Origin of the sequence: Alistipes ihumii AP11 (assembly GCF_025144665.1) — a bacterium.
Classification (GTDB): Bacteria; Bacteroidota; Bacteroidia; order Bacteroidales; family Rikenellaceae; genus Alistipes_A; species Alistipes_A ihumii.
Window position 1 is genome coordinate 1,397,540 of the sequence record NZ_CP102294.1, and the last position, 21,954, is coordinate 1,419,493.

General features: G+C 58.4%; 21 protein-coding genes and 2 tRNA genes. 13 read left to right on the forward strand and 10 right to left on the reverse strand.

All coding sequences use genetic code 11. The features are described from left to right. The first annotated feature begins 100 nt into the window (after positions 1–100). On the forward strand, positions 101–1,081 hold the full coding sequence (locus NQ491_RS05635) for a hypothetical protein (RefSeq protein WP_147524799.1): 981 nt from the start codon (positions 101–103) through the stop codon (positions 1,079–1,081). A gap of 564 nt (positions 1,082–1,645) precedes the next feature. On the opposite strand, the gene NQ491_RS05640 is transcribed toward NQ491_RS05635, so the two are convergent. Beyond that, a tRNA-Leu gene (locus NQ491_RS05640) sits at positions 1,646–1,728 on the reverse strand. A 46-nt stretch (positions 1,729–1,774) separates the two neighbouring features. Continuing rightward, positions 1,775–1,859: transfer RNA gene (locus NQ491_RS05645), tRNA-Leu, on the reverse strand. A gap of 433 nt (positions 1,860–2,292) precedes the next feature. Between NQ491_RS05645 and NQ491_RS05650 the strand changes: the two genes are divergently transcribed. The 3 genes from NQ491_RS05650 (at position 2,293) to NQ491_RS05660 (ending at position 3,961) form a co-directional block, all read left to right on the forward strand. Then, complete coding sequence (locus NQ491_RS05650) at positions 2,293–2,886, forward strand: 50S ribosomal protein L25/general stress protein Ctc (protein WP_019245927.1); 594 nt, start codon at positions 2,293–2,295, stop codon at positions 2,884–2,886. A 90-nt stretch (positions 2,887–2,976) separates the two neighbouring features. Next, a complete protein-coding gene (pth, locus tag NQ491_RS05655) occupies positions 2,977–3,540 on the forward strand; it encodes an aminoacyl-tRNA hydrolase (RefSeq protein WP_019245928.1) in 564 nt (187 codons plus the stop codon). Between the two features lie 10 nt (positions 3,541–3,550). Then, positions 3,551–3,961 carry an RNA-binding S4 domain-containing protein gene (locus NQ491_RS05660; RefSeq protein ID WP_019245929.1) on the forward strand — a complete coding sequence of 137 codons (411 nt, stop codon included), beginning with the start codon at positions 3,551–3,553 and terminating at the stop codon, positions 3,959–3,961. Between the two features lie 152 nt (positions 3,962–4,113). Here NQ491_RS05660 and NQ491_RS05665 read toward each other — a convergent pair whose 3' ends face one another. The 5 genes from NQ491_RS05665 to NQ491_RS11265 all read right to left on the reverse strand — a co-directional run bounded on the left by NQ491_RS05665 (position 4,114) and on the right by NQ491_RS11265 (position 7,630). Beyond that, the gene (locus NQ491_RS05665) at positions 4,114–4,251 is read right to left on the reverse strand and encodes a hypothetical protein (RefSeq protein WP_019245931.1); all 138 of its coding nucleotides are present in this window, start codon (positions 4,249–4,251) and stop codon (positions 4,114–4,116) included. Positions 4,252–4,308: 57 nt separating this feature from the next. Then, positions 4,309–4,893 (reverse strand): RNA polymerase sigma factor, encoded by a 585-nt coding sequence (locus NQ491_RS05670; protein WP_026089649.1) that lies wholly within the window; start codon positions 4,891–4,893, stop codon positions 4,309–4,311. A gap of 270 nt (positions 4,894–5,163) precedes the next feature. Then, positions 5,164–5,940: a zinc ribbon domain-containing protein gene (locus NQ491_RS05675; RefSeq protein WP_019245933.1), complete on the reverse strand. Its 777-nt coding sequence runs from the start codon at positions 5,938–5,940 to the stop codon at positions 5,164–5,166. Between the two features lie 15 nt (positions 5,941–5,955). Then, positions 5,956–6,741, reverse strand: coding sequence for a Nif3-like dinuclear metal center hexameric protein (locus NQ491_RS05680; RefSeq protein ID WP_019245934.1), 786 nt, complete (start codon positions 6,739–6,741; stop codon positions 5,956–5,958). Positions 6,742–6,808: 67 nt separating this feature from the next. Then, on the reverse strand, positions 6,809–7,630 hold the full coding sequence (locus tag NQ491_RS11265; protein WP_019245935.1) for a MerR family transcriptional regulator: 822 nt from the start codon (positions 7,628–7,630) through the stop codon (positions 6,809–6,811). 252 nt (positions 7,631–7,882) lie between these two features. On the opposite strand from NQ491_RS11265, the gene NQ491_RS05690 reads away from it, so the two are divergent. Then, positions 7,883–8,266 carry a riboflavin kinase gene (locus tag NQ491_RS05690; protein ID WP_019245936.1) on the forward strand — a complete coding sequence of 128 codons (384 nt, stop codon included), beginning with the start codon at positions 7,883–7,885 and terminating at the stop codon, positions 8,264–8,266. Between the two features lie 39 nt (positions 8,267–8,305). Beyond that, positions 8,306–9,718 (forward strand): adenosylhomocysteinase, encoded by a 1,413-nt coding sequence (gene ahcY / locus NQ491_RS05695; protein ID WP_019245937.1) that lies wholly within the window; start codon positions 8,306–8,308, stop codon positions 9,716–9,718. A 442-nt stretch (positions 9,719–10,160) separates the two neighbouring features. On the opposite strand, the gene ung is transcribed toward ahcY, so the two are convergent. Together ung and NQ491_RS05705 are read right to left on the reverse strand one after the other, a co-directional pair. Continuing rightward, a complete protein-coding gene (gene ung / locus NQ491_RS05700; RefSeq protein WP_019245938.1) occupies positions 10,161–10,823 on the reverse strand; it encodes a uracil-DNA glycosylase in 663 nt (220 codons plus the stop codon). 23 nt (positions 10,824–10,846) lie between these two features. Continuing rightward, on the reverse strand, positions 10,847–11,521 hold the full coding sequence (locus NQ491_RS05705) for an XRE family transcriptional regulator (RefSeq protein WP_019245939.1): 675 nt from the start codon (positions 11,519–11,521) through the stop codon (positions 10,847–10,849). A gap of 206 nt (positions 11,522–11,727) precedes the next feature. Here NQ491_RS05705 and NQ491_RS05710 point away from each other — a divergent pair, with 206 nt between their 5' ends. From NQ491_RS05710 to terL, 3 genes are all read left to right on the forward strand, one after another. Beyond that, positions 11,728–12,006 (forward strand): hypothetical protein, encoded by a 279-nt coding sequence (locus NQ491_RS05710; protein ID WP_019245940.1) that lies wholly within the window; start codon positions 11,728–11,730, stop codon positions 12,004–12,006. A gap of 330 nt (positions 12,007–12,336) precedes the next feature. Then, positions 12,337–12,708 (forward strand): hypothetical protein, encoded by a 372-nt coding sequence (locus NQ491_RS05715; RefSeq protein WP_051012989.1) that lies wholly within the window; start codon positions 12,337–12,339, stop codon positions 12,706–12,708. 483 nt (positions 12,709–13,191) lie between these two features. Then, positions 13,192–14,640: a phage terminase large subunit gene (gene terL / locus NQ491_RS05720; protein WP_019245942.1), complete on the forward strand. Its 1,449-nt coding sequence runs from the start codon at positions 13,192–13,194 to the stop codon at positions 14,638–14,640. 384 nt (positions 14,641–15,024) lie between these two features. Here terL and NQ491_RS05725 read toward each other — a convergent pair whose 3' ends face one another. Then, a complete protein-coding gene (locus NQ491_RS05725; RefSeq protein ID WP_034283038.1) occupies positions 15,025–15,963 on the reverse strand; it encodes a helix-turn-helix transcriptional regulator in 939 nt (312 codons plus the stop codon). Between the two features lie 311 nt (positions 15,964–16,274). Here NQ491_RS05725 and bioA point away from each other — a divergent pair, with 311 nt between their 5' ends. The 4 genes from bioA to prfB all read left to right on the forward strand — a co-directional run bounded on the left by bioA (position 16,275) and on the right by prfB (position 21,546). After that, positions 16,275–17,567 (forward strand): adenosylmethionine--8-amino-7-oxononanoate transaminase, encoded by a 1,293-nt coding sequence (bioA, locus tag NQ491_RS05730; protein WP_034283040.1) that lies wholly within the window; start codon positions 16,275–16,277, stop codon positions 17,565–17,567. Between the two features lie 703 nt (positions 17,568–18,270). Further along, positions 18,271–19,044, forward strand: a complete 774-nt coding sequence (locus NQ491_RS05735) for a radical SAM protein (RefSeq protein WP_019245946.1) — start codon at positions 18,271–18,273, stop codon at positions 19,042–19,044. A gap of 28 nt (positions 19,045–19,072) precedes the next feature. Then, positions 19,073–20,257, forward strand: a complete 1,185-nt coding sequence (locus NQ491_RS05740) for a glycosyltransferase family 87 protein (RefSeq protein ID WP_019245947.1) — start codon at positions 19,073–19,075, stop codon at positions 20,255–20,257. A 202-nt stretch (positions 20,258–20,459) separates the two neighbouring features. Further along, positions 20,460–21,546 (forward strand): peptide chain release factor 2 gene (gene prfB, locus NQ491_RS05745; RefSeq protein ID WP_147524800.1). Its coding sequence is split into 2 segments (ribosomal slippage): positions 20,460–20,522 and positions 20,524–21,546, totalling 1,086 coding nucleotides; the frame shifts between segments, so codons are not numbered across the junction. The last annotated feature ends 408 nt before the right edge of the window (positions 21,547–21,954 follow it).

A 21,954-nucleotide genomic window follows, 5' to 3' on the forward strand; every position in this document is an offset into this window, starting at 1 on the left:
TTTTTGTTGCAAAACTTAACGCAATGCGCTAAATTTGCTTTTGGCGCTTGTGCATCGGCAGTCAGCCGAACGCGTATTACTAACCCAAAACATTGGTCACATGAAGAACCCAATCCTCCGCTCCATGCTCTGGAGCGCCGCATGCCTGTTACTGACCGTATCGGCATCCTCTGCCAAAAGTCCCGAACGCACGTCGGGCTATGTAGGAATCCGCCCGCTACCCCGCTCGGCCGGCGAGTCGAAGATCGACTGGATGTCGGGAATCGGCTATTACGACTCCCTACTCCGTCCGGACGACTTCACCGCCAAATACACGGACGTCATCAAGGATTATCGCGGCGCTTTCGCCACCCGCAAATGTTTCTTCGAGCATTATCTGCCTCTGGACCGCGACTGGATCGACATGAATCCGGAGACCAATCCGCTGATCCTGAAAATACGCAGCCGCGAAAAGATCGGTATGGAAGTAGAGCACATTCTGATATGCCGCGAAGCCGAGTTGCTGGGACGCGGGAAATGGGGCCCGTTCAAGGAAGACAGTCGCATTCTCTATCAGCGCGACGTAGACGACTACCGGAAACTGTTCAAGCTGGCTTACAAGCAGGGACTGACCAAACACAAGAACTACAAGCTGATCCAGATGGTTACGCATGCCTCCGCGTTCATGGAGATCCCCGAAGCCGTGAAAATCGTCAAGACGATGGATGGCATCGCCTACGAATCGCACCAGTTCAACCGGCACTGGCCTTACGAAACCGGTTGGACCCGGCCGGAGCAACTGGTCAAGGGCGCCCGGTGGACGCTGGATCAGGGGCTGGAATACATCTTCTACTACGGGCCGTTCGTCTACAAGGAGTTCGACCAGTACACGGATTTCATCGAGCGCGACTGGCTGTACCGGTTCTGGAAAGAGGGACTCCCGAAACACCATCCGAACATGCACTATTACCTCAACGCATTTCCCCATGCGCATGGAGCCAAGCGGCCGGTCGGACCGGAGTCGGACCCGCACTCCTATCTGGGCATGCTCAAATGGCTGATTCAGGAAATCAAGGGCGACAATCCGCAAATCGATTCCTGAAACATAAGAAGCGAACGGGAAAGGGGAAGACTGCGCTCTTCCCCTTTCCCGTTCGCTATCATAGAAGCCCGAACTGAATTTCCCGGGCAAAACCCGGTCCCATGCACGAACGAAGTCGGCAATACCGTCAAGCCGAAGCCTCACCGAGAGCCTTATCGCGCCTTTCGCATACGCCGCATACGTCGTGGCGGCCTCGACCGGCACCCCGAAACCGCTTCCCCCGTTCCGGACAAAACCGCTTCACGCCGCGAATCCGAAAGCCCCGTATCTGAGAAACGACCGGCACTCGGCGGCAGCCTGGTCCGACGATCCGTAAAACCGCATTCCCCGAACGGCAGGAAAGCCGGCGAACACCGAAAACAAGCAACGATCCTCGCCGTCAGATCCCGCCCCGATCCTCACTCAGAAAACGGCGCGCCCCGCCCGATCGACCGGGAAACGGTCTGCCTCGCCCTCCCTAAGGGACCACGGCAACGCATGGCAAGACAACAGAATGAATTCAAGCGATTTACATGCCGAATAAAAGAAAAAGGAGCGGCGATTTTCATCGCCGCTCCTTCGCGGTGCCCAGGAAAGGACTCGAACCTTCACATCATCACTGACACTAGTACCTGAAACTAGCGCGTCTACCATTTCGCCACCTGGGCAGTCCAACATGTCAAAAAAACGATCGAACCCGAAGGTTACTCAACGTGCCCAGAACAAGACTCGAACTTGCACGTCGTAAACCGACACTACCCCCTCAAAGTAGCGTGTCTACCAATTTCACCATCTGGGCCTATATCTTATCGGCAACGGGAACGTTGCGGCGCGGGCTTCAAAATTCAAAGGAAAGCTACAGAAAGAGAACTTGCGTCTCCGATTCTGCCGGCTATCCTTCTACTCAACCTAAAACCTACTAACCTAAAATGAACCTAAAACTTCGTTGCAAAGATAGAACAAATTTACGACTCTCCAAAAAAATCGGGATTTCCCGACCTTGCCGGACAGCTTGAAAGAACGCCTTCCCCGGAATCCCCCGGAAAGTGGTGCAAAGGTAACCAAAATTAAGATAACGCAAAATATTCGAGCATATTTTTATCGTTTTTTTTCGTTTACCGTCAATTAATCCTATCTTTGCACCGCTAATATGCGGTCCGCCATGGGGCGGCAGGGTTTCATCTCTCCCCTGCCTCTGAGTAGCGGGCCTGAACCAAAACCAATCAACTGTTATGGAAACGATCAAAATCGCCGGCGTAAAGCGTGAAGCGTTCGGCAAAAAAGAGAGCAAGAGCATTCGCAAGCAGGGGCAGGTTCCCTGCGTGATCTACGGCAACGGCGAGACCGTTCACTTCTCGGTGGACGCCCGCTCCCTGAAACCGCTGATCTACACGCCCCAGTCATTCCTGATCGAGTTCGACATCGAAGGCAAAAAGGAAGTGGGCGTCATGCGCGAGGTTCAGTACCATCCGGTGACGGACCAGGTACTGCACGCCGACTTCTTCCATGTGATTCCCGGCAAGCCGATCTCGATCGACGTGCCCGTCAAGCTGACCGGCAACTCGGAAGGCGTGAAGCAGGGCGGCAAGCTGATCCTCAGCAAGCGGAAAGTACGCATCAGCGCGACGATGGAAAATCTGCCCGACGAGATCGTCGTAGACGTGACGACGCTCGGCCTGGGCAAGAGCATTTTCGTCGGGGACCTGAAGTACGACCACATCACGATTCTGACGCCTGCCACGACGGCTATCTGCGCCGTGAAGATGACGCGCGCCGCCCGTGGCGCGGCCGCTGCAGCCGAAGCGGCCGCCGCGGCCAAGAAATAGTCCGGAGCCACACCGGTTTTCTTACAAATATCTTGCTGCGGAACCTCCGGGGAATGCAGCAAGATATTTTCACCTTAAACAGATGCGAAATTGAAATACCTGATCGTCGGGCTGGGCAATATCGGCGCCGAGTACGCCGAAACCCGGCATAACATAGGATTCAAAGTGGCCGACGCACTGGCAGCCGAGGCGGGCGCCGTCTTTGCAACGGGCCGCTACGGCTCGGTCGCCGAGTTCAGGCACAAGGGACGGACGTTCGTGCTGCTGAAGCCGTCGACCTACATGAACCTGAGCGGCAAGGCGGTCAGCTACTGGCTGAAAGCCGAAAAGATCCCGCAGGAGAACCTGCTGGTCGTCGTCGACGACATCGCGCTGCCGTTCGGCACGATCCGCATCCGGGCCAAAGGCAGCGACGGCGGACACAACGGGCTCAAAAGCATCGCCGAGCTGCTCGGCAACAGCGACTATGCGCGGCTGCGCTTCGGTATCGGGGGCGACTTTCCCAAAGGCTTTCAGGTAGACTACGTGCTCGGCGAATGGACGCCCGACGAGCGGGCGGCGCTGCCCGGGCGAATCGGAACGGCCGCCGAGGCCGTCCTCTCGTTCGGCACGGCGGGGCTGGAGCGCACGATGAACGGATTCAACCGCAAATAGAACTCGGGCAATGGAAGACAAATCGGTCAGACTCGACAAATGGCTGTGGGCCGTGCGGATTTACAAGACGCGCAGCGACGCGGCCGACGCATGCCGGACGAACAAGGTGCTCGTCAACGGCTCCTACGCCAAGCCCTCGCGCGAGGTCAAGCCCGGAGATGCGATAACCGTCAAAAAGATGCCGGTCACCTACTCGTTCCGCGTCGTGGAGCTCGTTTCGTCGCGGCAGCCGGCCAAAGAAGTCCCCCGCTACGCCGAGAACGTCACGCCGCAAGAGGAGCTCGACAAGCTGAACATCCCGAAGCTGAGCATTTTCGTCCAGCGCGACCGGGGTAGCGGCAGGCCCACGAAGCGCGAGCGCCGCGAGATCGACTCGCTGATGGGCGAGCTCTATTCCGAAGACGAGGACGAGCAGTTCTGAATCTCTACGGGACAGAATCCCATGCCGACACGATCCGTTTCAGATGCCCGTTTCCCGGAAACGAATCGGACATCGCCGGCTTCGCAGATACGAAATAAATGCGGAAGGCGCCTCCCGTCCTGGGGAGCGCCTTCCGTTTCAATCCGACGGACTTACCTTCTGAAAGCCTCTCTGAGCAAGCAATCCACCAACATCAGATCGGTATCCTCGCGTATCACCTCTCTGATGAAAAGCTCCTCGTCGGCAAGCTTCTCGGAAGTCCATCCGCATTCTTCGTACTGATCGTTCATAGGCAACTGTTTTGATTGTTACCTATATAACGACAGCCTCCGGGAAATATTGCCCGATCAGTTCAGGATCAGCTGCTTTTCGTCGATCAGCTTCCGCAGATTGATCAGCGCATAACGCATGCGTCCCAGCGCGGTATTGATGCTTACCTCGGTCTGTTCGGCGATCTCCTTGAAACTCAACCCCATGTAATAGCGCATCATCACGACTTCCTTCTGTTCCTTGGGCAAATAATCCAGCAATTTGCGGACATCCGCCTCGATCTGCGCCGACACCATTTTCTCCTCGACGGTCGTATCGGAGAACTTCTTGTTGTTGAGCAGATCGTAGCCAGCCTCGCCCTCCGAGACGTTGTTCTGCTGCTTCTTCTGGCGGAAATGGTCGATTACCTGATTATGGGCGATGCGCAACACCCAAGAGAGGAATTTGCCGTTCTCGGTATAGCGACCGTCGTTGACGAACCGCAACACGCGGATCAGCGTCTCCTGAAAGATATCGTCGGCCACGTCGCGATCCTTGACCATCATATGGACGTAATCGAAAATCCTCCGGCGGTGACGGTTTACAAGCGCGGTTATAGCGTTCTCATTGCCTGACAGATAAGCATTAAGCAATTGGTTATCGCTTAATTTCTTAAGATTCAGATCCATATACTACTCATTATTAGTTCAGAGTAGATATTCTCGATAGGCAATCCCTTTAACGGTTAGACAATAATTTTTGCAATATACGCTATATTTCCCGAATCCGCAAATTTTCACGTCCGATGCGGACTCGCCCGACTTCATACAAATCGCGTACCGTTTTTGCAAAAGTATAAAAAAAATTGATACTATCAAAGAAAAACATGGGGAAAGCACTACTTTCCCCATTCGGTACGTTTCCGTTCCGCAAGCGACCGGAACAGCGAACCGCTACTGCTCAGCGGCTTCTTCGTCCAGCTGGTCCGACACCAAAATGCGGCCGCAATATTCGCAGACGATGATTTTCTTGCTCATCCGGATGTCGAGCTGCCTCTGGGGAGGAATGCGGTTGTAGCATCCTCCGCAGGCGTCGCGCTTGACCGTCACGACGGCCAGCCCGTTGCGGACATTCCCTCGTATTCTCTTATAAGCCGCCAAAAGCCGGGCGTCGATCTTCGCCTCGGCCGCATTCGACTGCTCCGTCAGGCTTTCCATCTCCTTGGCCGTCTCCTGATCGATTCCCTCGAGCTCCTGCTTTTTGGCAGCCAGATCGATCTTGCGGTCGGCAACGACGGCCTGAGCATCCTCGATCATTTTCTTCTTGATCTTGATATCGGCGGCGTATTCCTTGATTTTCTTCTCGCACAGTTCGATCTCGAGTTTCTGATACTCGATTTCTTTCGACAACGAGTCGAACTCGCGGTTGTTTCGGACGTTATCCTGCTGCTGTTCGTATTTGGCTATCAGAACCTTGGCTTGCTCGATCTCCTCCTTGCGCTGCTTGGTCGAGGCAGTCAGCCCCTCCACTTCGGAAGTGATATTGGCCATGCGGGTCTCCAGACCGGCGATCTCGTCCTCGAGGTCCTGAACCTCCAGCGGAAGCTCTCCCTTGATCTTGTTGATCTCGTCGATCTTCGAATCGATTTTCTGTAATTCGTACAGCGCAACGATCTTTTCCTCGACGGAAAAGTCGTTCGACTCGCCGCTCTTTTTGCTCGATGTCGCCATATTCGTGTGTGTTTCTTAAACCAAGTAATTGATCGGGTTAACGGAACGTTCGCTCTTGCGAACTGCAAAATTAGCGATTTTTTTCGTAATTATATCATACAAAAGGTCGATTGCGCAATATTCGCTCTCGAAATGCCCCACGTCGGCCACTACCAAACGCCCGTCGGGCCCGAAAAAATCGTTGTATTTGAAGTCGGCCGACAGATAGACGTCGGCTTTCGCTCCGGCCGCGGCCTCGATCAGCGAGGCCCCCGCCCCGGTCGACAGAGCGACTCGGGAAACCGTATTGCGGCAAAGCGGACTGTAACGTATCGCGCCGCAACGAAGCGAACGCTTGACCTCGCTCAGGAAGCGAAGGATCGGCACGGCCTCGGCCAGTTCGCCGACCACTCCGTAGCCGGTATGCCCGCCGGGCGCATGCGGACAGAGCAGCCGCATGTCGCGAAGTCCCAGCCGGCGCCCGAGCGCATGGCTCATCCCGCCGTCGGCGCTGTCCAAGTTGGTATGGGCGGCATAGAGACTGATGCCGGCGATCATGCACCGGGCGGCGATGCGCTGCGCCGGATCGCCGCCCACCAGCCGGCGCAGCGGGTGAAACAGCAACGGATGATGCGACACGACGAGATTCGCTCCGACGGCCAGCGCCTCGTCCACGACTTCGTCGGTCACGTCGACGCATATCAGCACGCCGCTCACCTCCGCATCGGGCGAACCGACATTCAGGCCGCTGTTGTCGTAGCTTTCCTGCAAACCGAGCGGAGCGAACTCCTCGATCGCTCCGGCCACTTCTCTCACTTTCATTTTCCGTATAAGATTATGACACCGTGCGCCTGTCGCGCCGCCGAATCCGGCGGAACAGAACGGACGGCTAAAACAACGTCTGCTCGACGACCGAGCACGCAGCCGCCTTGGGTGGCTCCGGCTTCGGCTCTTCGGCATCCTCACCGGGTCCTTCCGTATGCGAGAGCCGCTCCGGGAAAGGCTGAGGCGGTACGGGAATCTCGCGCTGGATAAAATACGGCGCTGCCGGCCCGGCTTCGCATCCGTTGTCGGTCGCCACGGCGACCAGTTCCGCCAATCCTTCCGGCACTTCCGCGCAACGCGGCTCACGCATCAGGACGGTCCCCTGCCCTTCGCCGGAACCGGATGTCGGATCATCGGCCTCGTGCCGAAAGGCCGTATCCGTAACGGACCGAGCCCTGTCGCCGATCGTCTCTGCGCCGGGCGACGATTCTCCCGGCAACCGGCTGCCGGCCGGTTCCCCGTCGCTTCCCGCCCCGTATTCCAAGACCGGGGTATCGTCCCAGTCGGCCGGGGCCGGATCGACGAACACTTCGCGTCCGTCATCGTCCGCCTTCAGCACCTCGCGCACGTCCAGCAACAGCGAGCGGACCCGCTGCAGCTTCTCGATGATCTCCAGATCGCGGCTGACTCCCTCGCGGTTCTGTCTCAGCCGCTTGGCCGCCCCGGCCAACGTCATGCCGTTTTCTTTGACCAGATGATAGATCAGTTTCAGATTCTCGACATCCTTCGGCGTGAACAGCCGGTTCCCCTTCTTGTTCTTGTCGGGCTTCAGGATATCGAACTTTTGCTCCCAGAAGCGGATCAGCGAAGGATTGACGTCGAACATCTCCGACACCTCGCCCATCGTATAATATATCTTGCGACTTTTACGCTCGCTCGTCGTCATTCGGAATAGATAGCTTTCAGCGGCAAGGTACAAAAAACAAACCGGAATCCCAACCTTCGCGCAGTCTCGGCCCCCTGCACCGGAGATGATGCGGGCGGAATATTCGGAATCCGGATTATTCTTCCTACCTTTGGGCTGCAAAAATAGAAAATATTACCAAGCAAAAACGCGCAAGCGCCGCCGCTCGCCCCGGGACGGTCCAGAACCCGGCCCGGACGGCAGCCCGAGCGCGCGACACGAATCCGAAAAACGATGAATCCGCTCGTCAAAGGCAAAGTCGCGGGAGGCAACAGGCTCGGACGGACGCTCGGCTTCCCGACGGCCAACATTCCGCTGAAAGAGGACGATCCGGTACGCAACGGAGTCTATGCCGCCCGGGTCCGGATCGACGGCACGGAGCACGAAGCGGTCGTCAACGTCGGACACAGGCCGACCGTCGGCAACGGACCGGACCGCGTGCTCGAGGCTCACTTGCTCGATTTCGAGGGCGACCTGTACGGACAAACGATCGAAGTCGAGCTATTGGAGTTTCTGCGCGAGGAACAACGCTTCGGATCGACCGAAGAGCTGTCCCGCCAGATCGAAGCCGACAAGAAGCGGGCGCGCGAACGCCTCCGCCGGGACTCGGACCTCTGAGGGAGGCCGTGCAACGAAACACTCTTTAAATTTTCGAATATGTTCATCAACCAAGACTTGCCCTACAAGGTAGCCGACATCTCGCTGTCGGACTGGGGCCGCAAGGAAATCGAGATCGCCGAGAAGGAGATGCCGGGCCTGATGGCCGTGCGCAGAAAATACAGCGCCGAAAAACCGCTTCGGGGGGCCCGGATCATGGGCTCGCTGCACATGACGATCCAAACCGCCGTGCTGATCGAGACGCTCGTCGAGCTGGGCGCCGAGGTTCGCTGGTGCAGCTGCAACATCTTCTCGACGCAGGACCACGCGGCCGCCGCGATCGCCAAGGCCGGCGTGCCCGTTTTCGCATGGAAGGGCGAGACGCTCGAGGACTACTGGTGGTGCACGGCTATGGCGCTGAGCTTCCCCGGCGGCAAGGGCCCGAACCTGATCGTCGACGACGGGGGCGACGCGACGCTGCTCGTACACAAGGGATATGCGGCCGAAAACGATGCCCGGTCGATCGAGCACGAACCGGCAAGCCACGAGGAAGCCGTCATCCTGAACACGATCCGCGAGCTGCTGTCGGAGGACCCCGGCAAATGGCACCGCACGGTGACCGAACTGCGCGGCGTGTCGGAGGAGACCACGACGGGCGTTCACCGGCTCTACCAGATGCAAGCGCGGGGCGAGCTGCTGTTCCCGGCCATCAATGTGAACGACTCGGTGACCAAAAGCAAGTTCGACAACCTGTACGGTTGCCGCGAGTCGCTGGCCGACGGCATCAAGCGCGCGACGGACGTGATGATCGCCGGCAAGGTCGTGGTCGTCTGCGGCTACGGCGACGTGGGCAAGGGCTGCGCGCGGAGCATGCGCTCGTACGGCGCCCGCGTGATCGTCACCGAGATCGACCCGATCTGCGCGTTGCAGGCCGCCATGGAGGGATTCGAGGTCAAGACGGTCGAGGACGCGCTCGACGAAGGCAACATCTACGTCACGACGACCGGCAACTGCGACATCATCCGCATCGATCACATGGAGCGGATGCGCGATCAGGCGATCGTCTGCAATATCGGCCACTTCGACAACGAGATTCAGATGGCCGAACTGGAAATCTACCCCGGCATCGTCCGGACCGAAATCAAGCCGCAGGTCGACAAGTACACGTTCCCCGACGGCCACTCGATTTTCATTTTGGCCGAGGGCCGTCTGGTAAACCTGGGTTGCGCGACGGGACACCCGTCGTTCGTGATGAGCAACTCGTTCACGAACCAGACCCTCGCTCAGATCGAACTGTGGACCCGGAAGATGGACGTCGACGTCTACCGGCTGCCGAAGCATCTAGACGAGGAGGTCGCCCGGCTTCACCTGGACAATCTGGGCGTCCGACTGACGAAGCTGACCCCCAAGCAGGCCGACTACATCGGCGTCCCGGTCGAAGGTCCTTACAAGGCCGATTTCTACCGGTACTGAGCCACGGTCCGTCCCGCGCTCCGACCGGAGAAGGAGGAGCCGCTGCCGTACGAAAAGCCTCGCCGGGATCGAACGATGATCCCGGCGAGGCTTTACTTATCGGACACGAAGGCTTCGTCTGCCCCGCTCCAGAGAGCCGTCCCCCCACTCCGTCCCGGCCGAACGCCGTCCGGCACAGGAATGCCGCCGCCTGACCGATCCTCGCCGACCGGGAATCGCCAAAGACGCACGCACAGCTCCGCGATACGCGCGTACAGCCGACAAGCAGCGCCCCCTTCCACTGCGCCTTCGCCGTCAGTGCAGAGAACCGCCCGCGCAAGAAAAGATCGGGAATCCGGAGAAACGAAAGAATCCTCCGCCCCGAGCCGAAGTCACCGCCGAGCGACCCGGGCCCCGGCAAAATGCGCCCGGCACACGCAGAGTTTCTCCCCGCCCCGTATTCTTACCATCGGATCGGCTCCCGGCCGATGCTTTGCAGATACTCGTTCGCGCGGCTGAAATGGCGGCAGCCGAAAAATCCCCGATAGGCCGACAGGGGCGACGGGTGGACCGCCTTGAGAATGCAGTTGCGCTGCGGATCGACAACCGAAGCCTTGCGCTGCGCATACGAGCCCCATAGCATGTAAACGACCCCCTGCTTGCGAAGAGCGATAGCCTTCACGACCTCGTCGGTGAACCGTTCCCATCCGTGCCCGGCATGCGACGCCGCCTCGTGCGCGCGCACGGTCAGTACGGCGTTGAGCAGCAGCACGCCCTGTTCGGCCCAGCGGTCGAGATTGCCCGAAGCGGGAACGGGCGCGCCCGTATCGTCGTGCACCTCCTTGAATATGTTGACCAGCGAGGGAGGGAAAGGCACGCCGTCGCCGACCGAAAAGCACAGTCCGTTGGCCTGCCCCGGCCCGTGATACGGGTCCTGTCCGATGATGACCACTTTCAGATTATCGGGATCGCACATATCGAAAGCCCGGAAAATATTGCGTCCGGGCGGGAAAACCCGCCTCTGGGCGTATTCCTGCTTGACGAAATCGACCAGTTGCCCGAAATAGGGCTTGTCGAACTCCCGGCCTATCCACTCTTTCCATTTGGGAGAAATCTTGACATCCATATCGATCGCTTTTTAAGGTACTTTCATCGGATGGAATTCATCCGGATACTGGCTTTGACGAATGCCAGCGCCCGAATTCTTCCGATTTCGATATCCTTATCCGCATGATGGGGATTCTGGCTGACGAGTTTGACGCAGCCGGGTTTCTCGGATTTTTGGATATATTTGACGGTCACGTACTCCTCGCCGTCGATGTCGATCGACAGCAAATACATGTCGCCCCAGAAAATATCGTTTACGTCGCCTATCTGCTTATAAAGTACGATATCGCCGCTCTTGAGCAGCGGGTACATGCTGTCGCCGACCACGTAGATCGCCCCGTCGCAGCGAGGCAGGTTCGGAATGTGAATGTAGTCCACCGGCGCGAGCGAGCGCTTGTCCAGAAACAGCGGAACCAGCCCTGCCGTACCCTCGATATTGTACAGAGGAACGCTCTGCGAGGGAAGCGTCCGATCGGAGCGTCCCGCAAAGACGGCCGCAGGCCGGACTTCGAGAAACATCGGCCCCTCGCCGGTCTCGAGCCAGTCCGGATTGACATTCAATTCCTGAACCAATATATTCTTATTCCGCTCCGACAAGGAAGCTTTCCCCGTCTCAATCATCGAAAGAGCGCTCTTTCCGATACCCAGCACACGGGCCAGATTTTCCTGTGTCAACGACAGTTCCTTGCGGATCGAACGTAACCGGCTGTTTATCATAGATGATGAAAAAAGTTTAAAAAAACTTCTATCCGATCGTTATAATATTCAAAATTTGAACTTATATTTGCGAAACAAAGTTAAACAATTTTACAAGACAATCCAAAAAAGAAGCTCCGAATCCTTATCGAAAGCCCGACCATTCAAAAATTGTATAACCCTTCGAGGCGGCACCCGGCCTACTTTTACACAAAACGAATCGACCCATGATTACTATCAACGACCGAATGTACGAAAAAATCGCCGACTTGCTGCTACGGAGAATCGAAGAAACTCACTTTTTCAACGGAACGATCGAATACGATACGGACGAATTCTACTCGTCGCTGGTCTGCACGCTGATCGTCTGCCGCGACCAGGAAAACGGACGCATTCTGTCGGTCCTGCCCGTATGGTGGGATTTCAGCCTGTTTCAGGCCGAGGGGGAACAGACGACCGACTTCAGCTGGAACGAACTGAACCGATTTCTCGAGCGAAAATTCTGACTTCGCCGTAACCCGACACGGACACAGGCCGCTTGACGCTGCATTCGGGCAAGCCGGCCGACGCACCGGGACATGCGCGAGCACCGAAACCGAACGACGATGGATCACGACGATTTCCATACGACGGAGCGAATTGCGTCGAGGCGACGCACCGGGCGGCCGTCACTTCGCGGAAGGACGCTTCCGCCGCCCTCTTATGCGGTTTTTCCGATTTCCCTCGCGGAGACGTCCGCCGGAAACCGCGCCGGTTTTCGCCATCCTGCCGGTTATCATGCAGGTTCGATTCCTGCCGCTCCGACCAAAACCCCGAACTCCCCGACACGAACCGCCATGCCCACAGCCTCCGATACGCCCGCACGGCCGAAACCCGAAACCGCCGTCGGCAAAACACCCGCCGTCCCGATCCGCAGTCTGCACGACAAAGCGCTGAAGAGTCTGGCCCGCCGCATGACCGGCTATACGCAAAAGGAGATCAAGACGATCTACGAATACGATCCGGACGGAACCCGGCGCATCAAAAGCGAAACGGTCATCCGGAAGCAGGTCGGCCCCGACCTGGCGGCCATTACTTTCGCGCTGACCAATCTCGATCCGCAGCATTGGCGGGCCAAGCCGGAAACCGGAGCCGACGCCTCCCCGACCGACTGGAGCGACTGGAGCGACGAGGCCCTGCGCGAAATCACCGGAACGGGAACTCCTTGATCCCCTGCGTTTTTCGGCTCCGAAACCGACGCCACTGCGCGCAGTCGCACCTCCGCCCGCAGTCGGCACCGCCCGCCGTGCCAGTCCACCTTGGCCGGCTTCGCAAGACCCGTAGAGAACGCTCGCCGACCCGCAGTCAGATTATGCCCCGGCAGAAAACCTTCGCTGAAAATCCGGTCCGATGCCCGTCGGCCGGGAAGCCCGAAACCGGGCCAACCGCCGAACGCCCATGTAACGAGCATCTCCACACGAAATACCGGACCGATACGACCCGAATCCGAAAATATTCCGCGAACCGATACGACGCCCGGCCTCCCCCTGCACATTCCATACGAACGATCAGCCCGTCTATCCGGCAGGTACTGCCATAGCTCGCTACCATACGCCGTCTTCAAAAGCCGGCACATATCGGAACGAAGAAGCGGCAGCGCCAACTTTTTCGGACCGCAAGCTCCGCAACCCCGTCAACGACCCGCTTTGCCCATGCCCATACCTACTCCCCGCCAGGCGGCCGAGGAACTCGCCCGCCGCTCGCTGAGCGACTTCGCGCGAACGATGATTCCCGCGCTCGACCTGACCCCGTTCCACCGAAGCTATTACGACACGCTCGACCGGTTCGCCCGGGGAGAAATCCGCCGGCTGATCGTGTCGATTCCGCCCCAACACGGAAAATCGCTCGGTTCGTCGGTCCTGCTGCCCGCCTACCTGCTCGGCCGGCAGCCCGACCGCCGGATCGCGCTGGCTTCCTACAACCTGCGTCTGGCCTCACGGTTCAACCGGCAGATTCAGCGGCTCATGGACGCATCCGCTTACCGGAGCGTTTTCCCCCGAACCCGCCTCAAACGCTCTTCCGCCAAGGATCGCGGCACTCTGCGCACGGCCGAGGAGTTCGAACTGGTCGGCTCCCGAGGCGGGCTGCTGAGCGTCGGCCGCGACGGAGCGCTGACCGGCCGGCCGGTCGACGTATTCATCCTGGACGACCTGTACAAAAATGCGCAGGAGGCCAACTCGCCGCTCGTCCGCGACCACGCGTGGGACTGGTACAACGCCGTCGTCAAAACCCGGCTGCACAACGACTCGCAGGAACTGCTCGTCTTCACGCGCTGGCACGAGGACGACCTGATCGGCCGGATCGCCGCCCGGGAGCCCATAACGGACATAAACGAAGTCGGGCAGCGACCGGCCGGGCCGTCCTCGTGGCTCCGACTCAATTTCGAGGCTGTCAAACAGGGCCCGTCCACGAGCGCCGACCCGCGCCGACAGGGCGAGCCGCTCTGGCCGGCCCGGCACTCGTCCGAACTGCTGGAGCAGAAGCGCCGGCTCGATCCCATGCTATTCGAAACGATGTATCAGGGAAATCCCTCTTCGGCCGAGGGCGTGCTCTACGGAGACCGTTTTGCCACCTACGACAAACTGCCCGAACGGACGATAAAAAAGGGGAACTACACCGATACGGCGGACTCGGGAGAGGACTACCTGTGCTCGGTCTGCTACGAAACAGGGACAGACGACACCATTTACATAACGGACGTACTTTATACGCCGCTCGGCATGGAAGCGACCGAACCGCTCGTCGCCGCCATGCTGCAACGCAACGGCACCCGCACGGCGCGCATTGAAAGCAACAACGGAGGGCGGGGTTTCGCGCGGGCCGTCGCCAAACTGTGTCCGCAGACGCGCATCGAGTGGTTCCACCAGTACCGGAACAAGGAAGCGCGCGTGCTGTCGAATGCGACCGAAGTGGCGGCACGCATCCGGATGCCCGAAGACTGGCATCGTCGCTGGAGCGAATTTTACGGAGACGTGGTCTCGTTCCGCCGGCTTTTCCGCTCGAACCGGCGCGACGACGCGCCCGACGTTCTGACAGGCATCGTCGAGACCGAGTCCGCCGGACCGGGAAAATGTATCCGGGCGGTCGGATTCAGCGGATAAGCCCGCCAAAAGGCAGACCGAGAACCGACGCAAACAGCCGGCATTTTCTTCCGAAAATGCCGGCTGTTCACAAAAGGTTAGTTAGTCTTGATCGATTAGGTAATGTAAATATACGAACATTTTCCCGAATAATCAAGCGATCGGGTAAAAAAATCGCTCTCCGTCTTACGACGGCCGTCGATCAGAGACGAACAAGGAAAACCGGACAAAGTATGCGAAATCGAAGGGGAGAAAGCATCGTAGACATATTCGATTGTTTTTCTATCGAGCAGGAACTGACATTTTTCCATAAATGCTTTCATAATTTCTTATATAATGCGGATTCTCCACCGGTCGACCGGTGCCTCGCATCCTTGTCCGGGATCCAAAACGCGTCCGCTTCGCTTACATACGGGACGCGGTCGACATCTGCTGATCGCGGGCGGAATAAGCCTTCGCGGACAAAACCGGCTCGGACTCCCCGCCCGCAGCGTGCCGGTGACGATAGCTGGCCGGAGTCATGCCGTACTCCTTCTTGAACAGCTTGATAAAATGGGACGTATTCGGGAAATTGCAGTCGTTCCCGATCTCAGAGATCGATTTGTTCGTCGAAATCAGCAGCAGGCGCGAGTGCATCAGTCGCTGACGGATGAACCACTTGTGGGGAGGTTCGAAAAAGTGCTTGCGGAACTCTTTCTTGAACGAGGTCAGGCTCCGGTTGCACTTGCCGGCCAGCTCCTCGACCGAAATATCGTCGAAGATATAGCTCTGAACCGTTTGCTCGAAATTCTCCTTCATCAGGTCCATATTGCTCAGTATTTTGCTTTTGAGACAACAATCCTTCTGAGCCAGGATCAGATAGATCAGCTCGGTCATCTTGATCGTTTCCGCCGTATTGTCCTGCGAGAAAGCATCGTCCTTGAGATACTGGTTGACCGTTCCGAAGAAATTCTTCATGATGTTCGACGCGGGATAGCTCACATGGCTTTGATTCTCGCAGTTGGGACAGCTATGGTCGTTCGTAATGTTAAGCTGATAGCCGACGCTCAGGTGGTTGAGTATCCTCGACAGCTGATCGGAGGTATAGTAGAAGACGATCTGCTCGAAGTTCTTTCCCTGTTCGGGAACGTCCTCGGTATAGTGGTTTCCCATACCCATGTAGAAAAGCGTTCCCTGAGGAATCTCGTGACAGACGTCGCCGTAGTATACGCATTTCTTGCCGCGCACGACGTAGCCGATGCTGTGACGGGTAAAATTGTGGGCTTGGATTCCGCTGCGGTCCGGTTGAACGTACTTGACAATCATGGGTTGCTGAGCGGTCGATGTCGGATTTGATCGTGACATAGTTTTTCGAATTTTAACAGTTTATAACAAATCGTTTATGTTGAATAGATATTTGGATATTTCCTTTACGGGTCATACCCGATAGCAGATCACAAACATACAATACAGATCCCATAAATGCAATTTATTTTACTAAAATTTGCAAGAAAAAATTTAATTGTTTCAATTTTATCTATTTAAATACTTGCGGCAAAAAATATTACATACGATTTTAAAGTATGTTTTCCGAAACGGTCCGGAGTGGAACGAAACAGTTAGCGGACCTTTGTCCGTAATTTTTTCCTACTTTTACAGCAAAGATCACGCCTCAAATGAAAGAAAGGCAGACAAAAGAGATTCTTTCCTACGACAGGAAGCATCTGTGGCACCCTTACACGTCGATGAGCGACCCGCTCAGAGTATTCCATGCGGTCCGGGCCGAAGGCGTACGCATCGAGCTCGCCGACGGACGACAGCTGATCGACGGCATGTCGTCGTGGTGGTCGGCCGTTCACGGCTACAATCATCCGAAGCTGAACGAAGCGGCCGAGAAGCAGCTCCAGCGAATGGCGCACGTCATGTTCGGCGGCCTGACGCATACGCCGGCCGTCGAACTGGCCCGCCGGCTGGTAAGGATAGCGCCCGAAGGTCTCGACAAGATATTCTATTGCGACTCAGGCTCGGTAGCCGTCGAAGTGGCCGTTAAGATGGCCCTGCAATACATGCACGCGCAAGGGACGCCCGCAAAAAACACGCTGGCGACGATCCGTAGCGGCTATCACGGCGACACATGGCACGCCATGTCGGTCTGCGACCCCGTGACCGGCATGCACTCGATCTTTACCGGACGGCTGCCCCTCCAGCACTTCGCGCCGAGACCCGAGATCCGTTTCGGCGACGAGTGGGACGAGCGCTGCTTCGCTCCGATGGGCGAGCTGATCGAGCGGGAGCACGACCGGCTCGCCGCCGTGATTCTCGAACCGGTCGTTCAGGGAGCCGGCGGCATGTGGTTTTACCACCCCGAATACCTGCGGCGCCTGCGCGAAACCTGCTCGCGGTACGACGTGCTGCTGATCGCCGACGAGATCGCGACCGGTTTCGGCCGAACCGGACGGATGTTCGCCTCGGAATGGGCCGGCATAACGCCCGACATTCTGTGCGTCGGGAAGGCGCTGACCGGAGGCTATATGAGCTTCGCCGCCGTTCTGGCGACGGAGAAAGTGGCCGAGGTGATCTCGTCGGGCTCCCCTCCCGAATTCATGCACGGACCGACCTTCATGGGCAACCCGCTGGCCTGCTCGATCGCATGCGCCTCGCTCGACCTGCTCTCGGAAAACTCTCCGCTGCCCCGCATCGGCGAGATCGAGGGCATCCTGCGACGCGAACTGGCTCCGGCAGCGGCCCTGCCTCAGGTAGCCGACGTGCGCACGCTCGGGGCCATCGGCGTGATCGAGCTGCACCGCAGCGTCGATATGGCCACGCTGCAACAACGATTCGTCGACGAGGGCGTCTGGGTCAGGCCGTTCGGCCGGCTCGTCTACGCGATGCCTCCTTATATTATCAAGGATCAGGAGCTGGAAACGCTCGCCCGGGCTATGGTCCGGGTCGTAGCCGAAACCGAATAGAGCGATCTTTCTGTCCGGGAAGCCGATCCGAAACGACGGGCCCGCACCCCGGCTTTCTGCCGTTTGCGCGTCCTCTCCGGCAGGGCGGTCGGATTCTTGCCGGAGAGGACGCGCAGACCGAGATTCCGATTTCCGACGCTTCTGCCCCGCCGTCGCTGCCGGACCTCGATTCGGCAGCAAAATACGTCCCTACGCCGTACGGCAGTTCCTTCCGCCGCACGGCACGGACACGGGTCCGGCTGCCGCTTCCCATGCAGCGAAGACGACTCCACCCATGCCCATAACAGTCGACGGAAAGGGAAGCCTACCGGGAGAGAAAAAATCGAGTCGGGACGGACGCCCTCCGCCCGGTCTACGGTATTCCGGCGGACAGGTTTTCCGCGCCTGTCCGCCCGAAAAGCATCTGGCTCCGCATTCCGAAACGACGGTCTCCTCTCCGCACTCCGAGATAAGCCGCTCGACGCCGGTCCATGCGGCTGGACGCGGCGGGAATCGTACGGCCCGCCCGACGACAAACTTTCCCAACAGTATCCTCGGGAAGCCCCGTACCCGATCCGACCCTGCGGACCGGACTGGTCCGCCAAGCATCGGCCTCCCTTCTCTCGTTTCGCCTCGCCGCCGTCGGAATGCCGCGCCGGACCGGAGAGCCTCCTTTGCACATTCCGCTCCGAATGCCTATCTTTGCTTCCTCAAACCTCGGACTATGAGTACCGCCTTGTACGAAAGCGTCATTTTCGGACCGGTTCGCAGCCGCCGGCTGGGCCTGTCGCTCGGCGTCAACCTGCTGCCGCTGCACGACAAGCTGTGCAGTTTCGACTGCATCTACTGCGAGTGCGGATGGGGCAAGCCTGGAGCCAAGCCCCGGTTCAATTCCCGGGAAACGGTCCGCAGACTGCTCCGCGAGAAGCTGACCGAAATGGTCGCCGCAGGCACGCCCCCCGACGTCATTACGTTCGCCGGCAACGGCGAACCGACGATGCACCCGGAGTTCGGAGGAGTGATCGACGACACGATCGCCGTCCGGGACGAATTGTGTCCGTCGGCCAAGATTTCGGTACTGAGCAACGCGACGATGATCGGCCGCGAGACCGTTCGCGAGGCGTTGCTGAAAGCGGACAACAACATACTGAAACTCGACTCGGCCTTCGACGAAACGGTCCGCCTCGTCGATCGTCCGAAAGGAGCGTACTCGGTCCGGCAAACGGTCGAAGCGATGAAACTCTTCGACGGCAGACTGATCGTGCAGACGATGTTCCTGCGCGGCACGCTCGAAGGGCGGCAGGTAGACAACACGACCGAGCGGGAGGTGGCGGCCTGGCTCTCACTGATCGAGGAAATCGCCCCTAGCAGCGTGATGGTTTACACGATCGACCGCGACACCCCGGCCGACGACCTGCACAAAGTGTCCGTCGAGGAGCTCCGCCGGATCGCCGAACGGGTCGAGCGCCTCGGCATCCCCTGCTCGGTGGCCGGATAACACGCCCGAATACCCAAATACATCGAATATGAACGCATTCGTCGGCCGGATCGGCCGCTTCTTTCTGAACCGCAGAAACCTCTTCGTCATCGGGTTCGTCCTGACTTTCGTGCTGACCCTGCTCGAGGTGGCGCACGGCAAGCAACACAACTTTTTCACGTTCCAGCAGTCGACGATCGATTTCTGGAGCGGCGAGTCTCCCTACGGCAAGCCCTACGACTTCCTGTACGGCCCGCTGTTCTCGATCCTGTTCGCGCCGTTCGCCTACATGGGTTCGACCGTCGGGCCGTTCGTGTGGAACCTGATGAACTTCACTCTGTTCTTCTACGCGATTTTCTCCGTGCCCAGGATAACCGAGGTCCAGAAATGCAAGACCTATCTCTACACGGCTCTGATTCTGGCCACGACGCAGATGTCGATCCAGTTCAACCCGGTGGTGGCCTATCTGTTTCTGTTCGCATTCTCGCTGCTCGAGCGGGATAAGCCCTACCCGGCCATTCTGCTGATTCTCGTGTCGGGCTTCTGCAAAATATACGGAATCTTCGAGCTGGCCCTGCTGCTCTGCTATCCGAAGTTTTGGCGCAATCTGGGCTTCACGATCGTTTTGGCCGCCGTCCTGCTGGTCCTGCCGGCGGTGAATCTCGGCTTCGGCGGACTGATACCGCATTACGAGCGATGGGCCGAAGTGCTGTCCGGCCACGTCGACCAGTTCCAGTTCTACGCCGTCTTCAACCTCTACCCGATCCATGACCTGCTGACTCCGGTCATGACGCAGGTCCAGATCGGATCGATCTTGGCGCTGGCCGTGCTGTTCGTGCTCAACTACCGTAAATTCGGCCGGTTCGACTTTCGGCTCGGATCGCTCGGCATCCTGATGGGCTGGGTTATCCTGTTCAGCCTATCGACCGAGAAGCACACTTACGTGATCGCGCTGGCAGGCTATCTGATGTGGTATTGGGTACAAGCCCGCAAAGGCTGGCTCGACCGGACGCTGTTCTGGGCCAACCTCGTGCTGCTGGTGTTCGTCCCGGTCGATCTGATCTGCCCGTCGCCCGTCATGCGCTTTCTGTGCGACACCGTGCAACTGAACATCTACTGCTTTACGTTTACTTGGCTGAGAATGATTTACGTGACTTTCCTGCGACCGACCGAAGGGCCCGACTTCCTCGGCGAACCGGCAGGTAGACCGGCCGACGGAAAAATTTGCGGCTGAAATTTCGCCGCTGCAAGAATTTATTGTAAATTGCGTCGATTCCCCGGCATGACGGAACGACCGGAGAAAAACGGTCGCGCCGAGCCCGAAGGCTCCGGGCGGGACACAGCCGGGAAACCCGCTCCGGGACGGCCGGACGAGCCGCCTGCGAGCCGGAGAACCGAAAGCCCGTTTGAACGATTACGAACCAAATAGCGAAAAAATGATTACCACGGACCAAATTAAAGAGATTGTAAGGCGACTGGATTCGCTGGGGAGGCATCTTTGACGTCGCCAACCGACGTATCGAACTGGAAGAAGAAGAATCCAAGACGCAGGCGCCCGATTTCTGGGACGACCGCGAGCGGGCCGAAAAGCAACTGAAGAAGGTCGCGTCGATCAAGTACTGGATCACGGCCTACGACGAAATCTCGAAGTCGGCCGACGACCTGCAGCTGATGCCCGATTTCGTCAAGGAGGGACTCGCGTCGGCGGACGAGCTCGACGAGCAGTACCGCAAGACGCTCGGCATGATCGAAGCGCTCGAAATGCGCAACATGCTCGGGGGCGAGGAGGACCATTTGGGCGCGATCATGGAGATCAACTCCGGAGCCGGCGGCACTGAAAGCCTCGACTGGGCCGCGATGCTGCTGCGTATGTACATGCGCTGGGGCGAAGCGAACGGCTATCAGGTACGCATCGCCGACCTGCAGGAAGGCGACGAAGTCGGCGTCAAGTCGGTTACCGTCGAGTTCGTGGGCGAGTTCGCCTACGGCTATCTCAAGAGCGAGAACGGCGTGCACCGGCTCGTGCGCCTGTCGCCGTTCAACGCGAACAACAAGCGGCAGACGACGTTCGCCTCGGTATTCGTTTCGCCGGCGGTGGACGACACGATCGAGATCGTCGTGAACCCCGCCGACATCGAGTGGGACACCTACCGCAGCGGCGGCAAGGGCGGACAGAACGTCAACAAGGTCGAGACCGGCGTACGGCTCCGTCACCTGCCCTCGGGCATCGTCGTCGAGAACACGGAAACGCGTTCGCAGATCATGAACAAGGAGAACGCGCTGCGCATCCTTCGATCGAAGCTCTACCAGCGGGAACTCGAGAAGCGCATGGAGCTGCAGAACGAGCTGGAGGGTCAGAAAAAGAAGATCGAATGGGGATCGCAGATACGCAGCTACACGCTCCACCCTTACAAGCTCGTCAAGGACCATCGCACCGGCTACGAGACTTCCGACACGCAGGCCGTACTGGACGGCGATCTGAACGAGTTCATCAAGGCCTATCTGATGGGCGGAGGCAAATAGTCCGCAGGCCGAACCTATCGCGCGAGGCGTTTCCAAAACGGGAACGCCTCGCGGGCTGCAAACCGACGCCAAACACGCAACGGACAACCGTACCGGGCAGGGCGGCAGGTCAGCCGGTTTTCGAGTTCCCGATGTTTCCGGTTTCCCCGAATGAAATCACTTCCGACGGAGACTTCATCGGTAGCAGCCTAATCGGATGCGCAAGCTGTGGACGCAAGCCGCAGCCCATTGGCTGCGGCTAACGCTTTTGTGGCGATCGGGCCATGTGTTAGCCGCGCTTTTTTATTTCTGCGCGGCCCAACAGATGACAGAAACTCCGGATGCGAACATGCCTGGTACATGGAAGCATATAATTGCCAACCACAGGCCGGGCAAGGAAACATCCCGAATCGACCGCACAGCAATCCC

Bases quoted from the DNA above. Each gene is read 5' to 3' on its own strand.
- NQ491_RS05740 (WP_019245947.1), top strand. From the start codon at position 19,073: ATGAACGCATTCGTCGGCCGGATCGGCCGCTTCTTTCTGAACCGCAGA.
- ahcY (WP_019245937.1), top strand. From the start codon at position 8,306: ATGTTCATCAACCAAGACTTGCCCTACAAGGTAGCCGACATCTCGCTG.
- NQ491_RS05715 (WP_051012989.1), top strand. From the start codon at position 12,337: ATGCCCACAGCCTCCGATACGCCCGCACGGCCGAAACCCGAAACCGCC.
- NQ491_RS05675 (WP_019245933.1), bottom strand. From the start codon at position 5,940: ATGGCGACATCGAGCAAAAAGAGCGGCGAGTCGAACGACTTTTCCGTC.
- NQ491_RS05660 (WP_019245929.1), top strand. From the start codon at position 3,551: ATGGAAGACAAATCGGTCAGACTCGACAAATGGCTGTGGGCCGTGCGG.
- NQ491_RS05635 (WP_147524799.1), top strand. From the start codon at position 101: ATGAAGAACCCAATCCTCCGCTCCATGCTCTGGAGCGCCGCATGCCTG.
- bioA (WP_034283040.1), top strand. From the start codon at position 16,275: ATGAAAGAAAGGCAGACAAAAGAGATTCTTTCCTACGACAGGAAGCAT.
- terL (WP_019245942.1), top strand. From the start codon at position 13,192: ATGCCCATACCTACTCCCCGCCAGGCGGCCGAGGAACTCGCCCGCCGC.
- NQ491_RS05690 (WP_019245936.1), top strand. From the start codon at position 7,883: ATGAATCCGCTCGTCAAAGGCAAAGTCGCGGGAGGCAACAGGCTCGGA.
- NQ491_RS05680 (WP_019245934.1), bottom strand. From the start codon at position 6,741: ATGAAAGTGAGAGAAGTGGCCGGAGCGATCGAGGAGTTCGCTCCGCTC.
- NQ491_RS05705 (WP_019245939.1), bottom strand. From the start codon at position 11,521: ATGATAAACAGCCGGTTACGTTCGATCCGCAAGGAACTGTCGTTGACA.
- NQ491_RS05665 (WP_019245931.1), bottom strand. From the start codon at position 4,251: ATGAACGATCAGTACGAAGAATGCGGATGGACTTCCGAGAAGCTTGCC.
- NQ491_RS11265 (WP_019245935.1), bottom strand. From the start codon at position 7,630: ATGACGACGAGCGAGCGTAAAAGTCGCAAGATATATTATACGATGGGC.
- NQ491_RS05710 (WP_019245940.1), top strand. From the start codon at position 11,728: ATGATTACTATCAACGACCGAATGTACGAAAAAATCGCCGACTTGCTG.
- ung (WP_019245938.1), bottom strand. From the start codon at position 10,823: ATGGATGTCAAGATTTCTCCCAAATGGAAAGAGTGGATAGGCCGGGAG.
- NQ491_RS05650 (WP_019245927.1), top strand. From the start codon at position 2,293: ATGGAAACGATCAAAATCGCCGGCGTAAAGCGTGAAGCGTTCGGCAAA.
- NQ491_RS05725 (WP_034283038.1), bottom strand. From the start codon at position 15,963: ATGTCACGATCAAATCCGACATCGACCGCTCAGCAACCCATGATTGTC.
- NQ491_RS05735 (WP_019245946.1), top strand. From the start codon at position 18,271: ATGAGTACCGCCTTGTACGAAAGCGTCATTTTCGGACCGGTTCGCAGC.